Annotated in this window: 26 protein-coding genes, 1 tRNA gene and 2 pseudogenes; 19 read left to right on the plus strand and 10 right to left on the minus strand. The window is 67.2% G+C overall.

What is annotated here, in order from left to right; genetic code table 11:
* Positions 1 to 32: 32 nt before the first annotated feature.
* Together W7U_RS00085 and W7U_RS00090 are read right to left on the minus strand one after the other, a co-directional pair.
* The gene (locus W7U_RS00085; RefSeq protein ID WP_069433435.1) at positions 33 to 872 is read right to left on the minus strand and encodes a nucleotidyl transferase AbiEii/AbiGii toxin family protein; all 840 of its coding nucleotides are present in this window, start codon (positions 870 to 872) and stop codon (positions 33 to 35) included.
* Positions 869 to 1,885, minus strand: coding sequence for a hypothetical protein (locus W7U_RS00090; protein WP_036429123.1), 1,017 nt, complete (start codon positions 1,883 to 1,885; stop codon positions 869 to 871). The genes W7U_RS00085 and W7U_RS00090 overlap by 4 nt, the downstream gene beginning before the upstream one ends.
* A gap of 250 nt (positions 1,886 to 2,135) precedes the next feature.
* Between W7U_RS00090 and W7U_RS00095 the strand changes: the two genes are divergently transcribed.
* Positions 2,136 to 2,200: transfer RNA gene (locus W7U_RS00095), tRNA-Phe, on the plus strand.
* 135 nt (positions 2,201 to 2,335) lie between these two features.
* On the opposite strand, the gene W7U_RS00100 is transcribed toward W7U_RS00095, so the two are convergent.
* Together W7U_RS00100 and W7U_RS00105 are read right to left on the minus strand one after the other, a co-directional pair.
* The gene (locus tag W7U_RS00100) at positions 2,336 to 3,175 is read right to left on the minus strand and encodes a mycofactocin-coupled SDR family oxidoreductase (RefSeq protein WP_008253525.1); all 840 of its coding nucleotides are present in this window, start codon (positions 3,173 to 3,175) and stop codon (positions 2,336 to 2,338) included.
* 159 nt (positions 3,176 to 3,334) lie between these two features.
* Positions 3,335 to 3,889, minus strand: a complete 555-nt coding sequence (locus W7U_RS00105) for a TetR/AcrR family transcriptional regulator (RefSeq protein WP_085976839.1) — start codon at positions 3,887 to 3,889, stop codon at positions 3,335 to 3,337.
* Positions 3,890 to 4,075: 186 nt separating this feature from the next.
* Here W7U_RS00105 and W7U_RS00110 point away from each other — a divergent pair, with 186 nt between their 5' ends.
* Positions 4,076 to 4,276 (plus strand): ferredoxin, encoded by a 201-nt coding sequence (locus tag W7U_RS00110; RefSeq protein WP_008253529.1) that lies wholly within the window; start codon positions 4,076 to 4,078, stop codon positions 4,274 to 4,276.
* Between the two features lie 40 nt (positions 4,277 to 4,316).
* Positions 4,317 to 5,597 (plus strand): cytochrome P450, encoded by a 1,281-nt coding sequence (locus W7U_RS00115; RefSeq protein ID WP_008253531.1) that lies wholly within the window; start codon positions 4,317 to 4,319, stop codon positions 5,595 to 5,597.
* On the opposite strand, the gene W7U_RS00120 is transcribed toward W7U_RS00115, so the two are convergent.
* On the minus strand, positions 5,581 to 6,966 hold the full coding sequence (locus W7U_RS00120) for a PLP-dependent aminotransferase family protein (protein WP_008253534.1): 1,386 nt from the start codon (positions 6,964 to 6,966) through the stop codon (positions 5,581 to 5,583). The two genes, W7U_RS00115 and W7U_RS00120, sit on opposite strands and share 17 nt — an antisense overlap.
* A 115-nt stretch (positions 6,967 to 7,081) precedes the next feature.
* Here W7U_RS00120 and W7U_RS00125 point away from each other — a divergent pair, with 115 nt between their 5' ends.
* The 3 genes from W7U_RS00125 to W7U_RS00135 are packed head-to-tail and all read left to right on the plus strand — an operon-like array spanning position 7,082 to position 9,601.
* Positions 7,082 to 7,969 carry an SAM-dependent methyltransferase gene (locus tag W7U_RS00125; protein WP_008253536.1) on the plus strand — a complete coding sequence of 296 codons (888 nt, stop codon included), beginning with the start codon at positions 7,082 to 7,084 and terminating at the stop codon, positions 7,967 to 7,969.
* A gap of 58 nt (positions 7,970 to 8,027) precedes the next feature.
* Entirely contained in the window at positions 8,028 to 8,735 is a 708-nt protein-coding gene (locus W7U_RS00130; RefSeq protein ID WP_036428444.1) for a M15 family metallopeptidase, read from the plus strand.
* Between the two features lie 59 nt (positions 8,736 to 8,794).
* Positions 8,795 to 9,601, plus strand: a complete 807-nt coding sequence (locus tag W7U_RS00135) for a methyltransferase domain-containing protein (protein ID WP_008253539.1) — start codon at positions 8,795 to 8,797, stop codon at positions 9,599 to 9,601.
* Positions 9,602 to 9,605: 4 nt separating this feature from the next.
* Here W7U_RS00135 and W7U_RS00140 read toward each other — a convergent pair whose 3' ends face one another.
* Positions 9,606 to 10,430 carry an NAD(P)-dependent oxidoreductase gene (locus W7U_RS00140; protein ID WP_008253541.1) on the minus strand — a complete coding sequence of 275 codons (825 nt, stop codon included), beginning with the start codon at positions 10,428 to 10,430 and terminating at the stop codon, positions 9,606 to 9,608.
* A gap of 69 nt (positions 10,431 to 10,499) precedes the next feature.
* Here W7U_RS00140 and W7U_RS00145 point away from each other — a divergent pair, with 69 nt between their 5' ends.
* The 6 genes and pseudogenes from W7U_RS00145 to W7U_RS00170 all read left to right on the plus strand — a co-directional run bounded on the left by W7U_RS00145 (position 10,500) and on the right by W7U_RS00170 (position 15,625).
* Positions 10,500 to 12,077 (plus strand): methylmalonyl-CoA mutase family protein, encoded by a 1,578-nt coding sequence (locus W7U_RS00145; RefSeq protein ID WP_008253553.1) that lies wholly within the window; start codon positions 10,500 to 10,502, stop codon positions 12,075 to 12,077.
* On the plus strand, positions 12,078 to 12,512 hold the full coding sequence (locus W7U_RS00150) for a cobalamin B12-binding domain-containing protein (RefSeq protein WP_008253559.1): 435 nt from the start codon (positions 12,078 to 12,080) through the stop codon (positions 12,510 to 12,512). It abuts the gene before it with no gap.
* On the plus strand, positions 12,497 to 13,453 hold the full coding sequence (locus W7U_RS00155; protein ID WP_008253561.1) for an LLM class F420-dependent oxidoreductase: 957 nt from the start codon (positions 12,497 to 12,499) through the stop codon (positions 13,451 to 13,453). The genes W7U_RS00150 and W7U_RS00155 overlap by 16 nt, the downstream gene beginning before the upstream one ends.
* Positions 13,450 to 14,493: a CoA transferase gene (locus tag W7U_RS00160; RefSeq protein WP_014710953.1), complete on the plus strand. Its 1,044-nt coding sequence runs from the start codon at positions 13,450 to 13,452 to the stop codon at positions 14,491 to 14,493. Before W7U_RS00155 ends, W7U_RS00160 begins: the two co-directional genes overlap by 4 nt.
* A 140-nt stretch (positions 14,494 to 14,633) precedes the next feature.
* A pseudogene (locus W7U_RS00165) lies at positions 14,634 to 15,107 on the plus strand (hypothetical protein); the annotation flags it as partial.
* A 93-nt stretch (positions 15,108 to 15,200) separates the two neighbouring features.
* Positions 15,201 to 15,625 (plus strand): annotated as a pseudogene (locus tag W7U_RS00170) (nuclear transport factor 2 family protein).
* A 67-nt stretch (positions 15,626 to 15,692) separates the two neighbouring features.
* On the opposite strand, the gene W7U_RS00175 reads toward W7U_RS00170, so the two are convergent.
* The 3 genes from W7U_RS00175 to W7U_RS00185 are packed head-to-tail and all read right to left on the minus strand — an operon-like array spanning position 15,693 to position 17,663.
* The gene (locus W7U_RS00175; protein ID WP_008253565.1) at positions 15,693 to 16,955 is read right to left on the minus strand and encodes an amidohydrolase family protein; all 1,263 of its coding nucleotides are present in this window, start codon (positions 16,953 to 16,955) and stop codon (positions 15,693 to 15,695) included.
* A gap of 36 nt (positions 16,956 to 16,991) precedes the next feature.
* Positions 16,992 to 17,306, minus strand: coding sequence for a DUF4286 family protein (locus W7U_RS00180; RefSeq protein ID WP_008253567.1), 315 nt, complete (start codon positions 17,304 to 17,306; stop codon positions 16,992 to 16,994).
* Positions 17,307 to 17,324: 18 nt separating this feature from the next.
* The gene (locus W7U_RS00185) at positions 17,325 to 17,663 is read right to left on the minus strand and encodes a 2Fe-2S iron-sulfur cluster-binding protein (RefSeq protein WP_014379137.1); all 339 of its coding nucleotides are present in this window, start codon (positions 17,661 to 17,663) and stop codon (positions 17,325 to 17,327) included.
* 125 nt (positions 17,664 to 17,788) lie between these two features.
* Here W7U_RS00185 and W7U_RS00190 point away from each other — a divergent pair, with 125 nt between their 5' ends.
* From W7U_RS00190 to W7U_RS00205, 4 genes are all read left to right on the plus strand, one after another.
* Positions 17,789 to 19,195 carry a class I adenylate-forming enzyme family protein gene (locus tag W7U_RS00190; protein ID WP_008253575.1) on the plus strand — a complete coding sequence of 469 codons (1,407 nt, stop codon included), beginning with the start codon at positions 17,789 to 17,791 and terminating at the stop codon, positions 19,193 to 19,195.
* Positions 19,173 to 20,078 (plus strand): acyl-CoA dehydrogenase family protein, encoded by a 906-nt coding sequence (locus W7U_RS00195; RefSeq protein ID WP_008253576.1) that lies wholly within the window; start codon positions 19,173 to 19,175, stop codon positions 20,076 to 20,078. The genes W7U_RS00190 and W7U_RS00195 overlap by 23 nt, the downstream gene beginning before the upstream one ends.
* On the plus strand, positions 20,065 to 21,147 hold the full coding sequence (locus tag W7U_RS00200; RefSeq protein WP_008253577.1) for an acyl-CoA dehydrogenase family protein: 1,083 nt from the start codon (positions 20,065 to 20,067) through the stop codon (positions 21,145 to 21,147). Before W7U_RS00195 ends, W7U_RS00200 begins: the two co-directional genes overlap by 14 nt.
* 63 nt (positions 21,148 to 21,210) lie before the next feature.
* Entirely contained in the window at positions 21,211 to 21,981 is a 771-nt protein-coding gene (locus tag W7U_RS00205) for an enoyl-CoA hydratase/isomerase family protein (RefSeq protein ID WP_008253578.1), read from the plus strand.
* Between the two features lie 21 nt (positions 21,982 to 22,002).
* On the opposite strand, the gene W7U_RS00210 is transcribed toward W7U_RS00205, so the two are convergent.
* Positions 22,003 to 22,869, minus strand: a complete 867-nt coding sequence (locus tag W7U_RS00210) for a proline iminopeptidase-family hydrolase (RefSeq protein WP_008253579.1) — start codon at positions 22,867 to 22,869, stop codon at positions 22,003 to 22,005.
* A gap of 156 nt (positions 22,870 to 23,025) precedes the next feature.
* Between W7U_RS00210 and W7U_RS00215 the strand changes: the two genes are divergently transcribed.
* The 3 genes from W7U_RS00215 to meaB all read left to right on the plus strand — a co-directional run bounded on the left by W7U_RS00215 (position 23,026) and on the right by meaB (position 25,694).
* Positions 23,026 to 23,544, plus strand: coding sequence for a phenolic acid decarboxylase (locus W7U_RS00215; RefSeq protein WP_008253587.1), 519 nt, complete (start codon positions 23,026 to 23,028; stop codon positions 23,542 to 23,544).
* Between the two features lie 115 nt (positions 23,545 to 23,659).
* The gene (locus W7U_RS00220) at positions 23,660 to 24,799 is read left to right on the plus strand and encodes a thiolase family protein (RefSeq protein ID WP_008253595.1); all 1,140 of its coding nucleotides are present in this window, start codon (positions 23,660 to 23,662) and stop codon (positions 24,797 to 24,799) included.
* A 7-nt stretch (positions 24,800 to 24,806) separates the two neighbouring features.
* Positions 24,807 to 25,694 (plus strand): methylmalonyl Co-A mutase-associated GTPase MeaB, encoded by an 888-nt coding sequence (meaB, locus tag W7U_RS00225; protein WP_008253597.1) that lies wholly within the window; start codon positions 24,807 to 24,809, stop codon positions 25,692 to 25,694.
* Positions 25,695 to 25,752: the final 58 nt, after the last annotated feature.

Here is a 25,752-nt window from a genome sequence, read left to right on the forward strand (position 1 = left end):
ACCGTTCCTGGGACGACACTTTGATCAGCGGGTCAGCGCAGCAGGCGCTGAGTGAATGCCGCGATCGCGAGCTGACCGTCGGTCGCCACGGTCTCAGCGTCTTCGTCGGGGTGGTTCTCGATGAACTGCTTGACGTACGCGAGAGAGCCCTGGGCGGACGAATCGGCGAAATTCGCTTGCAGGTCTAGCAATTGGGTGCGCACCTCTCCTGTCGGCAGACCAAAAACCTCCAAGACGCGTTCAGCCGCTGCGGTAGCGTCCCCGTGGTTGTTGTGCAATAACACGAATGCGATGTCGTACCAGTCCTTTTCTTTGCGGCGGCCGTGAGCCGCAGCCACCTTCGCGAGGAGGAAACCGGCCAATCCGGTGACCTTGATTTCAGCCTCGCGCCGCGTCCCGTGGTCGATTGCCTGGATCTTCTGAATCACGACGTCTCTTGCGGCGTATCCAGTTCCGCGCAGGTTCGCTGCCCCGAGCTGTTTGCAGCCGGTGAACTCGACAGTCGCGTTGTTCGGCTCATCGTCGAGATCAGCCAGCAGCTCGAACTTGATCGTAGCGCGCACGCCCTCGGGGTCGTTTAGCTCCCATCGCCACACCCGTTCGTCATCAGGCTCAAACCCCGCATTGAGCAACGCCTCTTCCAAGCGCGCCGCTTGAACTGAGCCACCGGCAATTTCCAGGTTGACCTGAACGTCGACATCGGACGTCCCCGCGTGACGCTTCGACGAGTTCGAGCACAGCAGGGCGGGCACCAATCCCCCGAGAAGCACGAATTCTGGGCGTCCCCCGTAGTGATGCACCACGCGCACCAGTGCGAGTTCAGCTGCTCGCCTGGCCGCGGCGGTCCGAACCTGTCCTACGTCGGCATTCATAGTGTCGTCATCTCCTCACGCAAGTGCTCGGCCGCGTCTTCGCCGCGCACCCCACTGATTCGGAGGTCGGCGTACGCGCGAGGCCACAGCACCGAGCGAAAGCCGTCGGCGATCGTCTCGGTGAGTTTCGCACCGGCCGGTGTGGGGAACGGGCGCAGCACCAGGCGGCCACCATCCATCTCTTGGAGGCCAGCGGCCGACGCGGCTCGGCGAACATCACTCCACGTCTTGCCCGCCACATAGATCTCCAAGGGCGCTACCTCGGTCTGCATCGGCGCAAGTATGCTCGCCGAAAGTGCGCTTGTGGCAGCCCAATCTATATCAGCAGCTTCCAAGAGCTGACCGGTCTGGATCGCCCCGGCGGCGGGATCTCGCCACAGCACACCGACGCGGATGGAAATCGCGGAGCGCAGCCGCTCGGCCGCCGTCGCGTAAGCGTCGAGAAACTCGTCGCGATCCGCGACGCGCCGCGCCGCACTGGGACCACGCGCAGCCGAGCTGACCAGATGCCCGTCCTTCTCGAGGAATTTCAGCGCAGTCACCGCGCTGCCCATTGATATCCCGGTGGCGTCTATAACCGAGTTCGCGGTCGGGCTTGCCTGTCCCGAGAGGATGGCCTCGCAAACGGCGAGCGTGGCTGGCCTCCACCCGATGCGCGAGTCCAGGGGCACCGGGGGCTTGCCCTTTGTGTCGATGATGATCGTCGTCCCCGAGGAATCCCTGATGACGATGTCAGCTGCACCGGATTCATCGACCCAGCCGATGCCGGCTTTCATGGCGACAGCGCGCGCTCCCGGTGACATCCGCGGCGCGGCGATCACGTCCGGCCTGGGCTTATCGTGCAGGGCCGCTTCGACCTGCTGCGGCCAGCCGACCGTTAGCCAGCGGACCCGAAGATCCTTATTGTCCAGCGTCACGATCAGATCCCGGTTCGGACCTTCAGCGCTACGCGCGCGCAGCGCGGTATGAAGCACGCCTTCCAGCGCGCTGACCGCCCTGTCCTGGTGCGCCATGACTACCACCATACCTCAATAAAAGCCAGTACCTCACTGATATAGTGATGTACGTTAGGCCGTTGAGGTACACGCTAGGGTCAGACCCATCTAAAGGCGTAAACACGTTCGCCAACCATGAGCGACGGGCGTCCGGGCTTAGTCGGGAAGCTGGTTCCATGGGGCCAAGATGGGGCCAGCGAGCCAGACCGACTGATCTGACACGTCCGAATACCGGTCGCACATCCGGTCTGACCGGCTGAAACACATCGGTGTAGGCCGCACCACCGCCTGAAAAGCGGAAGGTCGGCGGTTCGATCCCGCCCCTGGCCACCACGATGGTGATCACCATCAATCATTTGACCCGTCGGCTGCATGGACGGTCGCCAAGCGCCAGCAGAGCGCAGTGGGCGCTGCTGGCGGGCGGTCGACGACTACGGCGGGCTCGGCCGCCATTGATGGGCGAAGCCCCTACTTGAGCATGCTCCCGGCGTCGACGGTGACCGGAAGACCTGTGATGTAACGCGATTCGTCGGAAGCCAGGAACAGCACCGCGTTGCTGATGTCCACCGGCTCGACCCAGCCGACCGGCAGCACGTGCATGAACTGCGCGGCCACCTTGAGGTCATCCGGGCCGGGATTCTTCAGGTCGGGCCGGAACAGCTTCATCGTCCCCTCGTTCATGAACATGGGCGTGTTCACGTTGGTGGGGTGCACCGAGTTCACCCGGATGAAGTGCTCGCCGAGTTCGACGGCGAAGGTGCGCATCAGGCCGACCACGCCGTGCTTGGCGGCGATGTAGTGACCGGTGTGCGGGTAGGCCTTGAGGCCCCCGACCGAACTGGTCAGAATGATCGAGCCGCCCTGACCCTGGGAAATCAGGTGCGGCACACCGGCTTTGACGGTTTTCCAGACGCCGGAAAGGTTGACGTCGATCATGTCGCGCCAGTCGTCTTCGCTGGTTTTGTCCAAAGTCTGGCCGCCGTTGCCGATTCCGGCGTTGGCGCAGATGATGTCCAACCGGCCCAGCTGCTCGACGCCGCTGTCCACCGCCGCTTTCAGCGCGTCGTAATCGCGAACGTCGACCTCGGCGGTCACGATGCGGCGGTTCAGGCCCTTGATGAGGTCGGCCGTCTCGGCCAGGTCATCGGGCGTCGACGGCGGGATCTCGCTGCTGCTACTGATCGGCGTGCAGATGTCGACCGCGATGATGTCGGCACCTTCCTGCGCCAGGCGCACCGCGTGGCTGCGGCCCTGGCCGCGAGCCGCCCCGGTGATGAACGCGACCTTGCCCTCAACTCTTCCACCCATGACTGCACCTCACCTAGACGTGGCCGACAATTCTTTGTCGATCGATCAGGAAGGTTGGCATCATTCGTGCGCAGTGTCAACAGACGTGTGCCCGACCGCCCGCTCGGTGGCCGGGATGCGGAAACGGTCCTGTCGCCGCTGCGGTGGCGCCGGCCGGTGCTAGCGGCCGGGCGTGGACGCGGCCGCGGGCGCCGTCAGCAGGCTCATCTGGCGTTCGGCGAACGCGCGCAGCTCGTCGTGTCCCTGGGTGACGCCGACGGCGCTCTCGTTGCACAGGCTGCGGGCCACCTGCGCGATCAGCATCGAGATCGCGACCGGGGGATATTCCTCGAGATCGACTCCGTTGGCGCGTAGCACCATGGTGACGGCCGCGGTCTCGATGTCACGAACGCGCTCGGCGTAGGCCTTGAGTTCGGCGCCAATTGCCTTGCGGTGGTTGGCCAATGCCATGAACTCGGCGTTGAGTGCGGTCACCGCCGTGTCGCTGTTCATCGCCCACAGCGCTCGCAGCGGGTCGTCCTCGGATAGCAGGGCGCGCATGCGCGTCAGCGCGGTCTCGGCACCGGCGCGCAGCACCTCGACGAACAGGTCGTCCATCGTGGGGAAGTAGTAATAGACCAGTGCCTGCTTGACGCCGGCCTCGGCGGCGACCCGCCGGGAGGTGGCCGCGGCATAGCCTTCCTCGCGCATGATGCGGGCGGTGGCCTCGATCAGCTTGCTGCGCGCGCCGGCGTCGGGGTTCCGCTTGGGTTGGCGCGCCGCCGCGCGGTTGGGTGCGCCGGCTTTGCTTGACCGGCCCGCGCGATCCGTGGTAGGCATACCGCATCCTAACAATTTGGTCGATCGATCAGTTTGTGGAGCGGCAAACAAGGGATTGGAGGGCCGGTGACGACGGCTCGCATGCATGTGCGGGTGGATCCGCGCCTGTGTGAGGCGCATGCCCTCTGCGTGGAGATTGCCCCCGAGGTTTTCGAGCTGGGTGACGACGTCGCGACCTGCGACGAGCAACCGGCTGAAGCGTTGCGCCACAGCGTGGAGGCGGCCGTGGCCGCCTGTCCGCGCCAGGCCATCAGCGCCGTCGCCGGCGACACATCAGCGTGATGCACTGCGCTTTCCGGTGCCAGGAAAAGGAATTGGACTCATGACCGATCTCGCCAACGTCGACTACTTCACCGACGCCGACGTCGCGCAAGACCCCTATGACTACTGGGATTACCTGCGCAACCAGGGACCGGTGTTCCGCGAACCGCACTACGGGGTCGTGGCCGTCACCGGCTACCAGGAGGTGCAGGCGGCCTTCAAAGACGTCGATTCGTTTTCCGCGGTCAACGCGATCGGTGGTCCGTTCCCGCCGTTGCCGTTCACCCCGGAAGGCGACGACATCAGTGAGCAGATCGAGGCGCATCGCCACGAGTTCCCGATCTTCGAGCACATGGTCGTCATGGACCCGCCCGAGCACGACAAGGCGCGCTCACTACTCGGCCGGCTGCTGACCCCGCGCCGTCTGCAGGAAAACAAGGACTACATCTGGCAATTGGCCGACCGGCAATTCGACGAGTTCATCGCCAACGGCCACTGCGAGTTCCTCAGCGAGTACGCGAAGCCGTTCGCCACCCTGGCGATCGCCGATCTGCTCGGGGTTCCCGACGAGGACCGCCCGGAGATCCGCCGCAATCTCGGGGCCGGCAACGCGCCGGGCGCCCGAGTGGGCGCGCTGGATCACGAACCGGTGGGCAGCAACCCATTGCAGTACCTCGACGACCTGTTCAGCGCCTACATCACCGACCGGCGACGGCAACCCCGCGAAGACGTGCTGACCGGCCTGGCCACCGCCACGTACCCCGACGGCTCGGTCCCGCCGCTGTTGGAGGTCGTCCGGCCGGCGACGTTCCTGTTCGCGGCCGGGCAGGAGACCGTGACCAAACTGCTCAGCTCGGCGGTGCAGGTCCTCGGCGACGACCCCGAGCTGCAAGAGCGGCTGCGTTCAGATCGAAGCTTGATCGGCACGTTCATCGAGGAGGCACTGCGCATGCAGAGCCCCACCAAGGTGGACTTCCGGCTGGCACGGAAGACCACCACCCTGGGCGGGGTGCACATCCCGGCTGGCACCGTCCTCATGCTCTGTCTGGGTGCGGCCAACCGCGATCCGCGAAAGTTCGACAATCCCAACGAGTTCCGGCCCGATCGGAAGAACGTGCGCGAGCACATCGCATTCGGTCGCGGCATTCACACGTGCGCGGGCGCGCCGCTGGCGCGGGTGGAGGGACAGATCACCATCAACCGCCTCCTGGACCGCACGCGCAAATTCAGGATCAGCGAGGCCAAGCACGGATCGCCCAGTGGCCGTCAGTACCACTACGAGCCGACGTTCCTGCTGCGCGGCCTGACGGAGTTGCACATCGACTTCATCCCGGCCGACTGACGCCCGAGACGGCGGACATCAACTCTCCCAAACGGGCCAGGGCGGTGGTGTATTCGTGTTCGGGCGGTGTCCCGTACCCGATGATGATTCCGTCTCTGCGGCGGCCCGTGCCGTGCCAGAACCGGGTCAGCCCGGTGAGGGCGATGTCGCGTCCGCGCGCCGCGCTCAACACCTCGGCCTCCGAAATGCCCTCGGGCAGCGCGACAACGGCGTGCAGGCCGGCCGAGATGCCCAACACCGGCATCCCGGGGGCGCAGCGGCCGAGGGTAACGACGAGGGCGTCGCGGCGGTTGCGGTAACGCCGCCGCATCCGCCGGATGTGCCGGTCGAGCGCTCCGGATTCGATCAACTCCGCGAATGTCAGCTGCGCGAGCACGTCGGTTCCGCGATCGGCGCGGCGCTTGGCTTCGACCACCCCGTCGACCAACGCGGCGGGTAACGCGAGCCAGCCGAGGCGGAGGCCGGGCGCCAGGCTCTTGCTGGCGCTGCCGGCGTAGACGACGTGTTCGGGCGCCAGGCCCTGCAGCGCGCCCACGGGGTGCCGGTCGTAACGAAATTCCCCGTCGTAGTCGTCCTCGGTCAGATACGCGCCCCGGGTCGCGGCGATGTGCGCGAACTCGGTGCGCCGGTTGGCGTCGAGCGTCGCCCCGAGCGGAGCCTGGTGTGCCGGGGTGAGCACCGCCGCGGCGACGGCCGTATTGAATCCCTCGGGCCGCGCACCCCCGTGGTCGACGTCGAGGGGCTCGACGGTGAGCCCGCTCGCCGCCACCGTCGCGCGATGGTCGGGCAGGCAGGGATTCTCGAGCGCGATCGACCGGGCTCCGCCGTTGGCCAGCGCCTCGCACACCAGGCGGAGCCCCTGGGTGAACCCGCTGCAGACGACGATGTGCTCGCCGGTGGTGAGCACCCCCCGCACTCGACCCAGGTAGTTGGCCAGCGCCGCGCGCAAGCGTGGTGACCCGCGCGGGTCCGCCGGCCCCAGTTCGGCGTGGGGGGTGGCCTCGAGGACTCGGCGCAACGCGCGTAACCATTCGGCGCGCGGGAACATGCTGAGGTCCGGGCGGCCGAGGCGAAAATCGGCCGCGTAGCGCTGGGTAACCCGCATCGATTCGATCGGTGCCTGAACGTGCGGTCCGCCCGCCACCTGGGTGGCCGCGCCTGGACGGGTCCGGAGGTATCCCTCGGCCGCCAGTTGCGTGTAGACCTCGACGACGGTGCCGCGGGCAAGCCCGAGCTGTGTGGCGAGGGCACGCGAGGACGGCAGCGCCTCGCCCGCGGCGAGGCGTCCACCCCGGATGGCTTGTCGCAGAGCGGCTTCGAGCGCCGCACGCCGGCCCCGACCCGGGGGAAGTTCGAGGTGCAGGTCCACTCCGGTATCGCGACTGGTCCACGAATTCGGCATCGAATTGGACCTTACCGATGGGCCGGTGGGGTGGATAGCGTCAACACCGGGTGTTTGGTGCAAAGGGGAGACGATGGTTGATGTGGGCGCTCGGCGCCTCGATCGCGCGGCGAGTTGGACCGCCGAAGTCAATGCGTTTCAACGCGCTGCGGAAACGCTGCGGCCACCGGGGCGGCGGCTCGTGGAGGACACGTACTCCCGACATTTCGTCAAACACCCCGCATTGCGCGCCATGTTGGTTCATCGGTGCGCCGCCGACGCCGCTCTTCGGATATTTGACCACCTGTGGGGAGGCCTGCACGCCCACATCGCGCTTCGGGTGCGCTACGTCGACGACGCATGTGAGGCTGCGATCGCCGCGGGGATCGGCCAACTCGTGCTGCTGGGCGCGGGCTTCGACACCACCAGCCTTCGCCGCGCGGGGACCCCGGTGACGATCTTCGAGGTCGACGCGCCAACCACTCAAGCGCACAAGCGCCCGGTCGTCGAGCGGCTGTTGGCGCCGCGGCACAGCTGCCGAATCCATTGGGTCGCCTGCGATTTGGAACGGGACGCGCTGCGCGAAGCACTACTGGCCGCCGGCTTCGACCCCAACCAGCCCGCCCTCGTGGTGTGGCTCGGCGTCACTCCCTACCTGACCCGCGGCGCCATCGACGCGACCCTCGCCGACCTCGCCGGCCTCTGCACCCCGGGGAGTCGCCTCGTCCTGGACCACATCGCCGCGGGCGTCGTCACCGCCGACACCCCGTGGAAGAGCGCGGGCCGGATCACCCGGATGGTGGCCCGGCGCGGCGAACCGTATCGCAGCGACTTCACCGAGGCCGACCTGACCGCCACATTGGCAGCGCACGGATTCGAGCTGCGCGACCACGCGACCGTGCCCGCGCTGTTGCGCCGCTACGACCCGGCGCGCGCAAGCCGGCTCGCGGACGACGACTGGCTCGCCGTCGCGACGGCAGAACGCGAATGAGGCGCGCCCCGACGGCCAGATAACCCGACGCGGACCGATCAACCGGGACAATGGCCCAATGCGTCGCGCAGGGGTGCTCAGGCTGGCCGCTTTCGCGCTCGTCCTGGGATGCGGCCCGGCCTGGGATACCCCTCGCGCCTCGGCGGGCCCCGACGTGCCGCCGGTCGGCGACGCCGCGCGGGCGGCCGGCTTCGTCGACGTCCGCACCGTCGTTCCCGACGCCGTGCTCGATCTGCGCTACGCGACGACTAACAACTTCACCCACACGCAGCTGTATCCGTCCGACGCCAGATGCCTTGTGCACCAATCGATGGCGCCCGGACTCGCCGCCGCGGCCGGCGCGCTGCGACCGCAGGGCCACCTCCTGGTCTTCTGGGACTGCTATCGGCCGCACGACGTCCAGGTCAAGATGTTCAGCCTGGTCCCCAACCCGGCCTGGGTGGCACGACCTGGCCAATATGCGCGCAGCCATGAGTCGGGACGCTCGGTCGACGTGACGTTCACGACGCCGCAACAGCCATGCACGTCGGGACTACACGCGGGTGGGCTGTGCCTGGCCGACATGGGCACCGACTTCGACGACTTCACCTCTCGGGCAACGGCGTTCAACACCCAGGGCATCAGCGCCGACGCGAGGGCGAATCGGGCCGCGCTGCGCAACGCCATGAACTATGGCGGCCTGAAGGTGTACTCGGGCGAATGGTGGCATTTCGACGGTCCGGGCGCGGGTGTCGACCTCCCGATTCTCAGCGTCCCCGTCGACTAGCCGTCTCATATACCGAGACACATGTATCATCATGTGGCTTGTCGCCGTACGCTGGCGAGATGAACGAGCGGGCCAGTTATACGCACGGCCACCACGAGTCGGTGCTGCGCAGCCACCGCCGCCGCACCGCCGAAGACTCGGCGGCCTACCTGCTGCCCCATTTGAAGCCGGGCCTGTCGGTGCTGGACATCGGCTGCGGTCCCGGCACCATCACCGCTGACCTCGCCGAGCGCGTCGCACCCGGACCCGTCACCGCCGTCGACCAAGTCGCCGACGTCCTGGGGTTGTCCCGCACCGAAGCCCGGCAACGCAACCTGTCCAACGTCTCGTTCGGCACCGCCGACGTGCACGACCTCGACTTTGCCGACGGCACGTTCGATGTCGTCCACGCCCATCAGGTGCTACAGCACGTGGCCGACCCGGTGCGCGCCCTGCGTGAGATGCGGCGAGTGTGCGCGCCGGGCGGAATCGTGGCGGTCCGCGACGCCGACTATGCGGGGTTCATCTGGTACCCGCAGCTACCCGCCCTCGAGTTGTGGCGCGAGCTCTACCAACGCGTCGCCCGCGCCAACCGCGGCGAGCCCGACGCGGGCCGGCGGCTGCTGTCCTGGGCACAGCAGGCGGGATTCGACGACATCACACCCACCGGCAGCCTGTGGTGCTACGCCACACCCGAGACGCGCGAATGGTGGGGCGGCATGTGGGCCGACCGGATCCTTCATTCGACCGTGGCCAGCGACCTGGTGAGCCTCGAGCTGGCCACCCCGGCGCAGCTCGAGGAGATCTCCGCCGCCTGGCGAGAATGGGCCGTCGCCGAAGACGGCTGGATCGCCATCCCGCACGGCGAAATCCTCTGCCGTGCTTAGGTATTCAGTCCAGGAATAGGTCCGGGATCGGCTGCTCGCCGCCGCCGTATCGGGACAGATCCGCAACCCCGGCCGATCGCAGCACCTCGGCGTCGACGTGGCATTCGCCCGTGGCTTGCCGGGCGGGTCGAGAGACGATCTCGACGGCGGCGTCGCCCATGATCTCCGGGCTGCGCGACGACGCGGCCAGCCGGTCGCCATCGGCGATGTTGGTGACCGCCGCGGTGGCGATGTAGGTCTCCGGCCACAGGCAGTTCACGCCGATCCCGTCGTCCGCGAACTCGGCCGCCCAGCCCAGCGACAGCAGCGTCATCCCGTACTTGGACAGCGTGTAGGCCGGGTGGGCGCCCAGCCAGCGGGGGTTCATGTTGATCGGTGGCGAGATGGTCAGCACGTGCGGGTTGGCCGATTTCTTTAGATGGGGCACGCACGCCTTGGTCAGCAGGAAGGTGCCGCGCAGGTTGATCTCCTGCATCAGGTCGTATTTCTTGGCCGACAGCACGGCCGTCGGGTCGGTGGCGATGGCGCTGGCGTTGTTGACGCAGATGTCGATGCCGCCGAACCGCTGCACGGCCGCGTCGACCACGCGCTGCACGTCCTCTTCGCGGCGCACGTCGCCCACGACGGCCAGCGCCTTCCCGCCGGCGGCCTCGACGTCGGCCGCCGCGGTGTGCACCGTCCCGGGCAGGCGCGGATGGGGTGTGTCGGTCTTGGCCAGCAGCACCACATTGGCACCCCGCCTGGCGGCGGCGATTCCAATCGCGAGCCCGATCCCGCGGCTCCCGCCGGAGATCACCACCGTGCGATCGGTGAGCACGTTGTCAGCCATTCGTCTCCTTTGACCAGGTCAAGCGTATGGTATTGGCATTCTCTTTTTTTGCAAGTACGTTATTCACCGATGGATAATACGGCCCACACTCCCTCCGGCATCCCGCTGCAGCCCGTATATGGGCCGGCGGATAGAGGCGCGGAGCCTCCCCAGCCCGGGGAGTTCCCCTTCACTCGCGGCAACTTCGCGTCGGGCTACCGCGGCAAGCTGTGGACCTTCCGCCAATATTCGGGATTCGGCACCGCCGAGGAGTCCAATCGCCGGTACCGCTACCTGCTGGATCAGGGCGGGACCGGGTTGTCGGTGGCGCTCGACCTGCCGACGCAGTGCGGATACGACTCCGACGACCCCGAGTTCGGTGAGGAGGTCGGCCGGGTCGGCGTCGCGGTGGATACCCTGGCCGACTTCGAGATCCTGTTCGACGGCATCCCGCTGGACAAGCTCAGCACCAGCATGACCATCAACGGCACGGCGGCGATCCTGCTGGCCTTCTACGTCGCCGCGGCCGAGAAAAAAGGGATCCCGCGCGCCAAGCTCACCGGGACCATCCAGAACGACATCCTCAAGGAGTACGCCTCGCGCGGGACCTGGATCTGGCCGCCGGAGCCGTCTTTGCGGTTGATCGCGGACACCATCGAGTTCTGCGCCGCCGAGGTGCCCAGGTTCAACGCAATCTCGGTCGCCGGTGCGCATTTCCGCGACGCCGGGGCCAACGCCGTGCAGGAGATGGCGTTCACCCTGGCCGACGGCGTCACCTACTGCGACACGGTGGTGGAACGCGGCCGCATGACGATCGACCAGTTCGCGCCGCAGATCTCGTTCTTCTTCTACACCCACGGGGATTTCTTCGAAGAGATCGCCAAATACCGTGCGGGACGGCGGCGTTGGGCGACGATCGTGCGGGAGCGCTACGGGGCGACGAAGGACAAGGCGGCGATGTTCCGCTTCGGCTGCGTCTGCGGCGGGGCGTCGCTGTATGCCCCGCAGGCCCACAACAACATCGTCCGGGTGGCCTACGAGGCCATGGCCGCCGTATTGGGCGGCGTCCAGTCGATGTTCACGGCCGCCTGGGACGAACCATTCGCGCTGCCCACCGAGGAGACCACCACGCTGGCGTTGCGCACCCAGCAGATCCTCGCGCACGAAACCGGCGTGGCCAGTGTGGCCGACCCGCTGGGCGGCTCGTACTTCGTGGAGGCGCTGACCGACGCGACCGAGGAGCGCATCATCGAGATCATGTCCGACCTCGAGCGGCACGGAGGAATGGTCCATGCCATCGAGGACGGTTACCTACAGGGCCTGATCGCCGACGAGGCGTTCAAGATCCACCAGGACATCGAATCCGGCGACCGCCCGGTCGTCGGCGTCAACCGCTTCGTGACCGAGGAACCGGAACACGATGTCGTCACCTATGAGCTCGACGCCGAAGGGCGTGATCTTCAGCTCAAGCGGCTCTCCAAGGTAAAATCCGAAAGGGATTCGGCCGCAGTGAAATCCAGCCTCGCCGCCCTGTCGCGTTCCGCCGAAGGAGACGACAACCTGATGCACAAGTTGATCGACTGTGCCAACGCCTACTGCACGGTTGGGGAGATGGTCTCCGCGCTCAAAGCAGTGTGGGGCGAGTTCCAGCAGCCGGTGGTGTTCTAAGTGGCCGTTCGCGTTCTCGTTGCCAAACCCGGCCTGGACGGACACGACCGCGGCGCCAAGATCGTCGCCCGCACCCTGCGCGACGCCGGATTCGAGGTCATCTACACCGGCATCCGCCAGCGTATCGAGGACATCGCCTCGATCGCGGTGCAGGAAGACGTCGCCGTGGTCGGCCTGAGCATCCTGTCCGGTGCGCACCTGGCGCTCACCGCGCGCACCGTCGAGGCGCTGCGCGCCGCCGACGCCGCCGACATCTCGGTCGTCGTCGGCGGGACCATCCCGCACGCCGACGTCCCCAAACTGCTCTCCGCCGGGGCCGCGGCCGTATTCCCCACCGGGACACCGCTGGACAACCTGGTGCGCGACATCCGCGCGCTGACCGGGACCCCCGAGCCCGCTTCGGAAGAAAAAGAGGAACAGTGCGCGTCGGAGTAATGATCGGTGCCGAGCGTGGCGACATGGCCCGCAAGGTGCACAAGCTGGCCTCCGATATCGAATGGGCCGAATCCGCGGGTCTGGACACCGCGTGGATGCCGCAGGTGCCCAACGACTTCGACTGCCTGACCATGGTGTCGCTGATGGCCGCGCACAGCTCGCGCATCGAACTGGGCACCGCGGTGGTGCCGCTGCAGGCCCAGCATCCGATCGCGCTTGCCCGCCAAGCGCTTTCGACGCACGCGGTGGCGGGCGGGCGGCTGGCTCTCGGTGTCGGGCCGTCGCACCACTGGATCATCCGCGACATGCTCGGCCTGCCCTACGAGAAGCCGGCCGCCTATACCCGCGATTACCTGCAGGTGCTCAACGCCGCTGTCGCCGGCCCGGGCCCGGTGGATATCGAGAACGATTCGTTCACCGTGCACAACCCGCTGGCGATCGGGGCCGATACCCCGATGCCGGTGCTGGTCGCCGCGCTCGGCCCGGTGATGCTGCAGCTCGCCGGTGAACTCGCCGACGGCACCGTGTTGTGGATGGCCGACGAGCGCGCGATCGGTGACCACATCGCGCCGAAGATCACCAAGGCCGCCGCCGATGCCGGGCGACCCGCGCCGCGGATCGTCGCGGGCATACCGGTATGCCTGTGTGCGCCTTCGCAAGTCGAGGAGGCCAAGGAGCGCGCCAACCGGATCTTGGGGGAGGCCGAGGTGTCACCCAACTACCAGCGCCTGCTCGACCGGGGCGATGCCCGCGACGTCGGCGACCTGTGCGCGGCCGGCGACTCCGAACAGATTCTCGCCCGGATGCGCCGATTCGCCGACGCGGGCGTAACCGATCTCTCGGTGCGGCTGCTGCCCATCGGCGACAACCGGGACGAGCTGGTCGCGTCCAAGCGTCGCACCCGCGAAATGATCGCCTCGCTCGCCGCGGAATTGCGTTGACTCCCAGCAATACCGGGCCACTGGCGGGGATCCGCATCCTCGAGGTCGGCACGATGCTGGCCGGCCCGTATGCCACCATGCTGCTCGCCGACCTCGGCGCCGAGGTCACCAAGATCGAGCCCGCCGGCGGCGAGATCTCCCGCAGCGTCGGCGCCACGTACTTCGCCAGCCTCAATCGGAACAAGTCCAGCATCTGCCTGGATTTGAATTCGGATGCGGGACAACAGCGCCTGGGCGACCTGGTCGGCGAGTCCCACGCGCTGCTGGTGAACCTGAAACCCTCCGCCATCCGCCGGCTGGGCCTCACCTACGAGCAGCTGCGACGGCACAACGAGCGGATCGTCTGCGTGGCGATCACCGGCTTCGGCCTGTACGGCGGCGACGACCCCGCGTTCGACTACGTGGTGCAGGCTGGCGTCGGCACCGCGGCGCTGACCGGTGACCCCGACGGTCCGCCGACGCTGCCCGGCTACTCGTCGGCCGACAACTCCACCGGAATGTCGGCGGCACTGGGGCTGCTGGCCAAGATCATCTCCGGCACCGGCGGGCAGGTGGACGTGTCGCTGCGCGACGTCATGCTGTCGCAGCTCAACTACCACGCCTCCGCCTACCTCAACAGTGGGGTGGAGCCGCAGCGGCGCCCCCACGGGGCGCACTCGTATTACGTTCCGGCTCAGCTGTTTCCGACCGCGGATGGCTATCTGGCGCTGTTCATCACCCATGACGGGTTCTGGAAGTCGTTCGCCGCGGAGGCAGGCATCGGTGGTTTCGAGACGATGGCCGAGCGGGTCGCCCGCCGCGACGAAGTACTCGCCGTCGTCACGGCGATGCTGGCGACCGACAGCGCGGCCGGGTGGGAACGCCGGCTGCGCCCGCTCGGGGTTCCGGCCGCGGCCGTCAGGACCCTGCCCGAGGCCCTCGAGGCCACCCCGGAAGTGGTTGTGACAGCGGGTGATTTCCGTCTGGTGGGCAGCCCGATTCACGTCTCCGGCTACGAACCCGAGTACCGTCCACCGCCGGAACTGCCGAGCGTCGAGTAGTTGCGCCAGGATCGGCAATTTCGCGCAACAAGTCGACGTTGGACGCAAAGGCGCTGGCTACGTCTCGCTGGTGAAAGGGGAATTCTCATGGGGCGCATCGGGATCCTGCGACGTTACCTGCGAAAGGCCGGGGTGCGGGCGTGAATGCCTTGCCAACGGTCGAGGATGTCATCGACTCGTACACTGGCCGATCGCACGTGGTGCTGCAATACGGCGCCACCACGAAGCGCCTCGTCGGCCAAGCGAAGAAACCGGGCTTCTCGGCGGACAGTTGGAGACCGCTGGCCGAGCTGGTCGCCGTGGGCGAATTCGAGCGAATCGGTGCGTTCAAAGAGGTGATGAAGTGGCCGGACTATGTCGAATTCCTCACCAATTGGGCGACATCGTCGGAATGGGAGTGTTCTTTCAAGCACATCACCGAGGCCGGCGGCCGCGTGTTTCTCGAACTCGAGGAACGGAGCGAGGTGGGCGAATTCCGTAGCGTGGTCAATTCGCTGACCGTCTATGAGTTCACCGATGATGACCGCATCCGCCACATAGACGTTTATCTCCAGATGACGCCGCCGCGGCCCGAGATGCTCAAAAGTTTTGAGGGAGTGGAACTGCCGCAAGGCTGGTCCGTCCGCCGAACGTCGAGTTATGGCGCCAGAATTGCCGATTTCGCGCAACAAGTCGACGTTGGACGCAAAGGGATATGAGGTGCAACGATGGATCTACAGCGGGTCGCCGACGAACTCGAAATCGCCGCGCTACTCAACAGATACGCCCGCGCCGTTGATGCCAAGGATTGGCAGCTGTACCGCTCGGTCTTCACCGACGACGCGCATATCGACTACTCGTCGGCGGGCGCGGCGGCGGGCCCGCCGACGAGGTGGCCGCATGGCTGGAGCAGGGCTTCGGCGCGATCCCGATGTCGATGCACTACATCACCAACGTGGAAATCCTGGCGCTGCACGGCGATTCCGCGACGGTGCGCGCCATGTTCTACAACCCCATGCAGTTGCCGGGCATGGCGGAGTTGAGCTACTGCGGCGGCTACTACCACCACGAGCTGACGCGCACCGACGACGGTTGGCGCAGCCGCAGCCTGCGCGAGGAGAACGTGTGGTTCGTCAACCCGCCAACGGGCTGACGATGCCCCGAGCGTCGAGTTGTGGCGCAGAAATCGGCGATTTCGCCCAACAAGTCGACGTTCGGCGTCAGGACGTCGCCAGCTGCTTTTCCTGATAGCGCCGCGCCCACTCGGCACGCGACCGGATCGACACATCCACGTCGGTTGCCTTGGCGCGCAGGGCCTTGACGGTCGCCTGCTCGCGGGGCGTGCGGGCGAACGGGTCCCAGCCGAAGAACCGGCAGGCGTTGGCCCAGGTGATCTTGTCGATGTCGGAGTAGTCGGCGCCGGCGGCGTTCAGTTCGGCCAGCACCTGCTCGGGCGCGTCGGGCCAGAAGCAGTCCGAGTGCGGGTAGTCGCACTCCCAGGCGATGATGTCGATGCCGATCTCATGGCGCAGCTTCAGCGACGTCTTGTCGGTGACGTAGCAGGCCAGCGAATGCTCGCGGAAGACGTCGCTGGGCAGCTTGTCGCCGAAGTCGCGGCGTAGCCACTTCTGGTTGGTGTAGTGGCGGTCGCTGCGGTCGAGGTAGAAGGGGATCCAGCCGATACCGCCTTCGGAGAAGGCGAATTTCAGGTCGGGGTAGTTGCGCATCGCCGGGCCCCACAGCAGGTCCTGGGCGCACATCGCCGAGACCTGGGTGGCCAGGATGATCATGTTGTCGATCGGGGCGTCGGGCGCCATGCTGATCGCCCCGAAGCCGGTGCCGATGTGCAGACACATCACCACGTTCTCCTCGGACAACGTGCGAAACACCGGCCCCCAGTAGTCCTCGTCGTGGTAGCTCGGAAGTCCTTCCAGATGCGGCAATTCCGGCATGGTGACCGCTCGGCAGCCCTTCGCGGCGACCCTACGGATCTCGGCGCACATGCCCTCTGGAGTCCAGGTCGGCAGGATCGCGATGGGGATGAACCGGTCCGGGTAGGAGCCGGCCCATTCGTCGATGTGCCAGTCGTTGTAGGCCGACACCATCACTAAGGTGACGTCCTCGCGCGTCATGTTGAGGTGCCGGGCCGAAAAGCCGGTGAACGTCGGGAAGCACATCGACGCGAGGATGCCGTTGCGGTTCATGTCACGGACGCGCTCGTGGACGTCGTAGACGCCCGGACGCATCTCGGCGAAGCCGGCGGGGTCGCGGCCCCACTCCTCGGCAGGCCACGACACCACGGCGTTGAGTCCGCTCACGCCCTGTGGCCGGCCCTGGTACATCCACTGGTCGACGCCCTTGTCATCGGTCACGACGATCGGTGCCTCGTCCCGGTACTTGGCGGGCACGTGGCGCAGGAACATGTCCGGCGGTTCGACCACGTGGTCGTCAATGCTCACCAGGATCAGGTCATCGGCCTTCATCAATGGGCTCCTCATGTGTGCGCGACGCGAGCTCGGTCAGCCGCTGCACTCGGTGGTGGTTTCGAGCAGTCGTGGAATCGGCGGCGGGTCCAGCTGCAGGGCGTCGGACATGTGCAGCTGCGGCCCGTTGGCGATCATGTTGTCCAGGATTGCCTGCAGATCGTCGCCTTCGATCTCGTAGATGGCCATGTAGGGGCCGTCGCCGTCGACGGGTCGCAGTCGACGTGCCGAGACGAATCCGTCCAGCGCCACCAGCTCACCCAGGTGCACCTCGTCGTACCAGGTGTTGTACTCGTCTTCCCGGTCGGGCGAGCTGGGCCGACTTTCCACGAGGATGATGCCCTTGGCCATCGCAATCTCTCCTGGCTGCTACTCGTAGCGCACCGTGATCGAGTCCGTATCCGGAACGCCCTGGCACGTCAGAATGTAGCCCTCTTCGACCTCGTCGGGTTCGAGAGCGTCGTTGACCCGCATGGTGGCGTGCCCCTCTTCGAGCTTGGCCATGCACGTCCCGCAGTTGCCGGCCTCGCAACTGAATGGCGGCTCCAGCCCGGCGCGCCGCGCGGTCTCCAGGAGCGTCTCGCCCGGCACCCTGGGCACCGAGACCTTTTTGCGGTCGAGATGAATCGTCACGGTTCCGGCGCCGGAGCCGTTTGTGGCCGGATCTGTCACCCGTGGGGTCTCCTCGATGATCCGGGTGACCGTCACGTAGACCGCCCCCTTCCGTACTTGCATTCTTCAGTATAGAGAATACTATTCTCACGAAGCGATAGCATCTTCTCAAGACTTGTATGGATGTCGGGTCAGCCCGGTCTGTCAGGGAAGGACGGGACGTGACCGAGCCGGCGGCGCTCGTGTTCGAGGAACGGCGATTCAGCGCGCCCGAACTCCACGCGTTGGCCGACGGATGGGCCGCGGCCCTGGCGAAAGACGGCGTCACAGCAGGTCAGCGGGTCGCGGTCATGGCGTCCAACCGGCCGGAGTTCCTCGCCGTGGTGCTCGCGATCTGGCGGCTGGCCGCCACGGCCGTCCTCATCAGCCCGGCCTGGAAACGCGACGAGGTCGACCACGCGCTCGCGCTGACGGGTCCCGCGCACGCCGTCGGCGACCACCCCGTGCTGGCCGGCCTGATGCCGATGCTGCACCTGGACGAGCCCGTCCCACCGGCCGACCTGGCCACCGGTCCTGCGCCGCCGGCTGAGGCCGACGCGGCGCTGGTGTTCAGCTCCGGCACCACCGGCCTGCCCAAGGCCGTCCGCCACACCCACGCCTCGCTGGACGAGGCCGTGCGGCACTGGCGCCACGCGCTGCAACTGACGCACCATGACCGGATCCAAGTTGCCACGCCACCGTCACACATCCTCGGGCTGCTGAACCTGCTGACCGCGTGGGAGACGGGCGCCTGCGTGCGGCTGCACCGCCGGTTCGACATCGACCGGGTGCTGCACCACATCGAAAGTGACCGCATCACAGTGGAAATGGCGGTCGCACCCATCGCGCTCGCCATCGCCTCGCACCCTGGCCTGGAATCCTATGACCTGTCGTCGCTGCGCTACATCATGTGGGGAGCCACACCGGTCAACGCCAACGTCGCGCAGACCGTGACCCGGCGCACCGGCGTGAGCTGGCTTCCGGCCTACGGGACCACGGAATTGCCTGTCATCGCCTGTAATCCGATCGAGGACGCGCGACTCGACACCGTCGGTCGCGCGGTACCCGGTGTGGACCTGCGGGTCGTCTCGCTAGAGACGGGCGAGCCGGTCGGCCCCGGTGAGGTCGGTGAGATTCAGGCCCGGTCGGCGTCGCTCATGGCCGGCTACCTGCCGGCCGAAGCGACCGGCGAGGCGATCCGGGATGGCTGGTATCGGACCGGAGACGTCGGGTGGCTGGATACCGGCGGCTGGCTGCGGATCTCCGACCGCCTCAAGGAGATGATCAAAGTCCGCGGCTTCCAGGTCGCCCCCGCCGAGATCGAGGCGGTGTTGCACGGTCATCCGGCGGTGAAAGACTGTGCGGTGTTCGGGATTCCCGACGGAACCAACGGCGAGGCGATCGTCGCCGCGGTCGCGACGTCCGCGCCCGTCGACGCGTCCCAGCTGACCGCCCTGGTGGACGAGAAGTTGGCGTCCTATAAACATCTGGGCCGAGTGGTGTTTGTGCCTGAAATTCCCCGCCTGCCCTCGGGCAAGGTGCTGCGCCGAGTGCTGAAGGAGCGCCATGGATGTACGTCTGACAACTGAACAACAGCAATTGCGCGACGCCGCCGCCAAGCTGGCCGACGATCTGGGACCGGCAACGGTCCAGGATCTCGACGACCAGAACCGAATCACGCGCCTGGACAAGCAGATCGAGTCCACGGGCTGGCGCTCGTTGCGCTCCGATGGGGCCTCGGGCGTCGAAGTGGCCATCGTGGCAGAGGAATTGGGGCGTCGTCTGGTTGACACGCCGTTTCTCGGCCCGGTGCTTGCCGACGATCTCGGCCGTCACATCGGGGAAGACGCCTCGGGGACAACGGTCGCGGTCGACGATCGGGTGATCGACGCTCGCGGCGCGCGGCGTGCGTTAGCGCTCTCGGGCGGCGCGGTCTCGGCCGTCGATGTGCAGGCGTTGACCGATGGCGTCGACCTCACGCGGGCCGAGGCGACGATCGTGGGTTCGCCGGTGGCGCTGGGCGAGGTGTCCCCTGAGGTTGCCGAGCAGTGGCGGGCACTGGCTCTGGTCACGACGACGGCGGACCTGGTCGGCGTCGCGCGCGGCGCGCACGCCGTCGCCTGCGACTACGCCAAGATCCGCGAACAATACGGCAAGCAGATCGGGTCGTACCAAGCCATCGCGCATCTGCTGGCCGAAAGCCTTGCGCTGATTGAAGGTTCGGTCAGCGTGTTGCGCCACGCCGCGTGGGCCGTCGACGAGTTGGCACCCGCCGAAGCCATTCGGGCCGCCCAGATCGCCAAGGTCTATTGCGCGCGCGCCACCCGAACCGTCTGTGAGACGGCCATTCAGGTGCACGGCGGCATCGGCAACACCTGGGAATGCGTGGCGCACGTCTACCTGCGCCGCGCCCTGACCTCGACCGAGCTGTGGCCGGTCGCGTTGAAGGAGATCGATCTTGGACTTTCGTGACTCACCCGACGAGGCCGCCTTCCGAGAGCGGCTGCGCACCTGGCTTTCCGCGCACGCCAAGGAGTTCTCCGGCACCGGGGACGAGTATTGGGCGCGCATGGCCGACTGGCATCGCGCCCTGTACGACAACGGCTTTTTCGGCCTGTCCTGGCCCCGCGAGTGGGGCGGGCAGGACCTGGCGCCGGTCTACGACGTCATCGTCGACGAGGAGCTGGTGCGTGCGGGCGCACCGCCGCGGCCCAGCGTCGGCTATCTGGTGTACGGCATCGGCGAGCACGCCAACGACGAGGTGCGCAAGCGCTTCCTGCCCGGCATCATCAACGGCAGCGAGCGGTGGTGCCAGGGCTTCAGCGAGCCGGGCGCCGGTTCGGATCTGGCCTCGCTGACCACCACCGCCCGCCTCGAGGGCGACAAGTACGTGGTGAACGGGCACAAGATCTGGACCAGCTATTCCGACGTGGCCGACTGGTGCCTGCTGCTCGCGCGCACCGATCCCGCGGCCAAGCGTCACCGCGGCCTGTCGGCGTTCGTCCTGGAGATGAAACAGCCTGGCGTGCAACAGCGCCCGCTGCAGATGATCAACGGCGTGACCAACGAATTCGGCCAGGTGTTCTTCGACGATGCCACGGTCCCGGCGGACCGGATGGTCGGTGCTCCCGGGGACGGCTGGGCGGTGGCCATGACCGTCGTCGGGCACGAACGCGAGCCCTCCACACTGGGATACGCCGCCCGCTACGGCAAGCTCGTCCGAGAGTTGTTGTCGCGGAACGACGGTGATGTGCCCGAGGAGCTGGCGTGGGCCGCGGTCCAGTCGGACATGCTGACCCATCACGTGCGGCGGCGGTTGTCCGAACAGCTCGACGGGGTTTCGCACGGCTCGGAAGGCTCGCTGGACAAGCTGCTGATGACCTGGGTGGAACAATCCGTCGGGCACGCCGCCCTGGCCGTCGCGGGCACGCGTGATCCCGATCTGCTCAGCGCCTACCTGTACAGCCGGGCGCAGAGCGTCATGGGCGGGACATCACAAATACAGAAGAACATCATCGCCTCACGAATCTTGGGATTGTAGGAGTGATCGCGAACGCGGGCGAAGCCCGGGTGAAGCGGGTCACGATCATCGAAGGAGTCTGACGTGTACGACATGCCTACCGAAATCGATGTCCAGGCCGACGGCGCGCTGCGCATCATCACCCTCAACCGGCCGGAGTCGCTCAACTCGGTCAACGACAACCTGCACGTCGGGCTCGCGCGGCTGTGGCAGCGGTTGACCGACGACCCCACCGCCCGCGCCGCGGTCATCACCGGCGCCGGCAGGGCATTCTCGGCCGGCGGCGATTTCACGTACCTGGAAGAGCTGGCGAACGACGCCGAGCTGCGCGCGAAAACCATCCGGGACGGGCGCGAGATCGTGCTGGGCATGGCACGGTGCCGAATTCCCGTGGTGGCGGCCGTCAATGGCCCGGCCGTCGGGCTGGGCTGCAGCCTGGTCGCGCTCAGCGACATCGTGTACATCGCCGAGGATGCCTATCTGGCCGACCCGCACGTGCAGGTGGGGCTGGTGGCCGCCGACGGCGGCCCGCTGACCTGGCCGCTGCACATCAGCCTGCTGCTGGCCAAGGAGTTCGCGCTGACCGGAACCCGCATCAAGGCGCCGCGCGCCGTCGAACTCGGGCTGGCCAACCACGTGGTGGCCGACCCGGTCTCGGAGGCTATCGCCTGTGCGAAAAAGATTCTGGAACTGCCCCAGCAGGCGGTGGAGAGCACCAAGCGGGTGCTCAACATCCACCTGGAGCGCGCCGTGCTGGCCAGCCTGGACTACGCGCTATCGGCCGAGAGCCAGTCCTTTGTCACCGAGGACTTCCGGGCCAACGTCGCGAAATTCAACGCGGCCAAGAAAAACTGAGGCTGTCGGCCCGCGGTGGCCTCAGGCGTCGTGGCGGCGCAGGAAGTCACGCATCACCGCGTCGAACCTGTCCGGCTCTTCGATGAACGGCATGTGGGCGCTCGACTCGAACAGCTCGAACCGGGATCCCGCTATGCGCTGGTGCATCGCAAACATGTGTTCCGGCGCGCATTCGTCGTAGCGGCCCGCGAGCAGCATTGTGGGCGAGGAGATTTCGGGCAGGCGCTCGAACACGTCCCAATCCCGGATCGTCCCGACGATGTGAAAATCGCTGGGGCCGAACATCGTCTCGAAGATTTCCGCACCCATGCCTCTGAACGCGTCCTCGAGCTCACGTGGCCAGGGTCGCACCCGGCAAAGGTAGGTTTCGTTCCAGGTGCGTATCGCGGCCTGGTATTCGGGCGCATAGGTGGTGCCGGCGGCTTCATGCCGGTCGATGGCCGCCTGGGTGGCCGGATCCAGCTCGGACTTCAAGCGCGCCACCATCTTCGCGAACTCCGGAATGGACGCGATGCTGTTCGAGATGGTGAGGCTGGCGACGCCCGAGGGCGTCGCGTCGAGCATGTACTGCTGGGCCAGCATCCCACCCCAGGAATTGCCGAAGAGATGGAAACGGTCCAGCCCCAGAGCCCGCACTATGGCGTCCACCTCGGCCACCGAGCGATCCATCGTCCAAAGCTTGTGGTTGGGCGGGCATTTGGATTTCCCGCAACCCAGCTGATCCCAGAAGATGACTTCGCGCTGCGTGGCCAAGCGTCCCAGCGACCGCAGGTAGCCGTGCGGTAGGCCGGGGCCGCCGTGTATGACGAGCAGCGGCAGACCCGCGCCGCCGTCGGTCCGTTCGAACCACACTTCGCCGCCCGGGACCGCGATCGTTCCCTCAACCATTTATCCACCATCGCAGACCTGCGCGCTTTCCGCAGGACCGCCGCTCACGCAGGCGGGCGCATCGGTGTAAACCTGCTGTATGAGCGGCGCGGCGTCCCTGGCAGGATCGTCACCGTGGCAGCCAGCACGGCCGAGACCCACACAGGAGGAACGGCAATGACCAGCGTCGCAAACCCGATTCCACCGCAAGACTTTTCGGGAATCGTCGGGCACCGCTTCATCTACACCTACGCCAACGGATGGCAGTACGAGATGTACGTCAAGAACGCCACCACAATCGACTACCGCATCCACTCCGGGCATGTCGGTGGCCGCTGGGTCAAGGGCCAGGAGGTCAACCTCGTCCAGCTCGACGACGACAGTTTCAAGATCTCCTGGACCGAACCCACCGGAACCTGTGTGGCGGTCAACGTTCTGCCGTCCAAGCGGCGCATCCACGGCGTCATCTTCTTCCCCCAGTGGATCCGCGTGCACGGCGAGCGCACTGTCTGTTACCAGAACGAACACCTTGATGAGATGCGGGCCTACCGAGATCAAGGCCCGACCTACCCGATCTACGAAGTCCCCGAATTCGCCTACATCACCCTGTTCGAATACGTCGGAACCGACGACGAGAGCGTCATCGACACCGGCCCCGACCGCCTCCCGCCGGGATGGTCCGACCGCACCAACTGATCGGTCTTCGGCCGCTTGTTGCAACGCGTACTCTCGTGTTGAGAGAATAGTATTCTCGTGATTGCGCGCGTGGCTTTCACCGCCGCGCACCCACCGGCCGAACTGGAGAAGACCCGTGCCTGAAGCCGTCATCGTGTCCGCCCTGCGCACCCCCATCGGCACGGCCCGCAAGGGGACCCTGCGCGACACCAGCGCGTTCGATCTGGCGCACCACGTCGTCACCGAAGCGGCAGCGGATCTCGACCCGGCGCAGGTCGACGACGTGATCCTGGGCGAAGGCCTCTACGGCGGCGGTGTGCTGGCGCGCCACGCGGCCCTCACCGCGGGCCTGACCCAGGTGCCCGGCTTGGCCAACAATCGCCACTGCGCGGCGGGCCAGGCGGCCGTGCAGAGCGCGGCGGCGAGCGTGCGCGCGGGAATGGACCAACTCGTCATCGCCGGCGGCGTGAACTCGGCATCCACGTCGCCGCGGTCCCGGATGCAGGTGGACGGCGACTGGGTCGACTGGTTCCCGCCGACCCACCCGGACCGCCCCGACGCGCCCAACATGGACATGTCGATCACCGTCGGCTGGAACGCCGCCGTCAAGGCCGGCGTGACCCGCGAGGAGATGGACGCCTGGGCGCTGCGCTCGCACCGCAACGCCATCGCCGCCATCGACGAAGGCCGCTTCAAAGAGGAGATCGTCCCCATCGACACCCCACACGGGTTGTTCTCGGTCGACGAACACCCGCGACGCGACACCAGCATGGAGAAGCTGGCCGCGCTCAAGCCGCTGCACCCCGAAATCGAGGGCTTTTCCATCACCGCGGGCAACGCCTGCGGCGCCAACGACGGAGCCGCGGCGTTGACGATCGCCAGCGACCGACTCGGGCTGCCGGCGCTGGCCACCATCCGGTCCTGGGCGTCGGTCGGCGTCGACCCGGCGATCACCGGTTTGGCGCCGGTCGAGGCGATCCCGAAAGCTCTTGGCCGCGCTGGCCTTTCGGTCGCAGACGTGAACCTGTTTGAAATCAACGAGGCCTTCGCGGCGATGTGCGTGGCCACCATCAAGCTCCTCGACCTTGACCCCGAAAAGGTCAACGTCAGCGGCAGTGGCTGCTCGCTGGGGCATCCCGTCGCGGCGACCGGAGCCCGGATGCTCGTCACACTGGTGCACGAATTGCGCCGCCGCGGCGGCGGGATCGGCGTCGCGGCGATGTGCGCCGGCGGCGGGATGGGCTCGGCGACGGTGATCGAGGTCGCGGCTCCATAATGCGTACATGATCATCGCTGAGCTGATCGACCGCGCGCGCAACGGATCTCCCCGCGCGGCGGGACGGCTGCTCAGCCTCGTCGAGGGGGAGCAGCGCGACGAGGTCCTGGCGGCGATCGGCCCCGCGCCCGAGCGCGTGGGGCCCGTCATCGGCATCACCGGGCCGCCGGGCGCGGGCAAGTCGACGACGGTCGCCGCCCTGGTCGGCGCCTACCGCGCGCGGGGTTGCCGGGTGGCGGTGCTGGCCGTGGACCCGTCGTCCCCGTTCAGCGGCGGCGCGCTCCTGGGGGATCGCATTCGAATGGCCGCGCATATCAACGACTCCGACGTCCTCATCCGCTCGGTGGCGACCCGGGGCCATCTCGGCGGGCTGGCGGCCGCGGTTCCGGCGGCCATCCGCCTGGTGGGGGCGATCGGCTACGACGTCGTCCTGCTCGAGACCGTCGGGGTGGGGCAGTCCGAGATCGAGATCGCCGCCGTCGCCGACCCGACCGTCGTCATTCTCAATCCCGGTGCGGGCGACGCCGTCCAGGCCGCCAAGGCCGGGGTGCTGGAGGTCGCCGACATCGTGGCGGTCAACAAGGCGGACCGGGACGGCGCCAAGCAGACGGTCCGAGACCTTCGGGCCGAGACCAGCGCCCCGATCGTGTCGTTGATCGCCGCCAAGGGCGAGGGCATCGACGAGCTCATGGGCGTCATCGAGGACCACCGCCGCACCGACAGCCGCGCCCGCCGGCTGGCCCGCGCCCGTGCACAGATCCTGTCGCTGGCCCAGACCCGGCTGCGGACCCAACCTGACCTCGACCGGCTCGCCGAGGCCGTCGTCGACGGCGATCAGGACCCCTACACGGCGGCCGACCGGCTGCTCGCGCCGCGCACACCTCAGGCGGACTGACGACCCGTTTGTCCCCCAATCGGGGGAACGGGCATTCATCACCTTTGCGGACCGATCG

Source organism: Mycobacterium sp. H4Y (genome assembly GCF_000364405.1).
Classification (GTDB): domain Bacteria; phylum Actinomycetota; class Actinomycetes; order Mycobacteriales; family Mycobacteriaceae; genus Mycobacterium; species Mycobacterium intracellulare.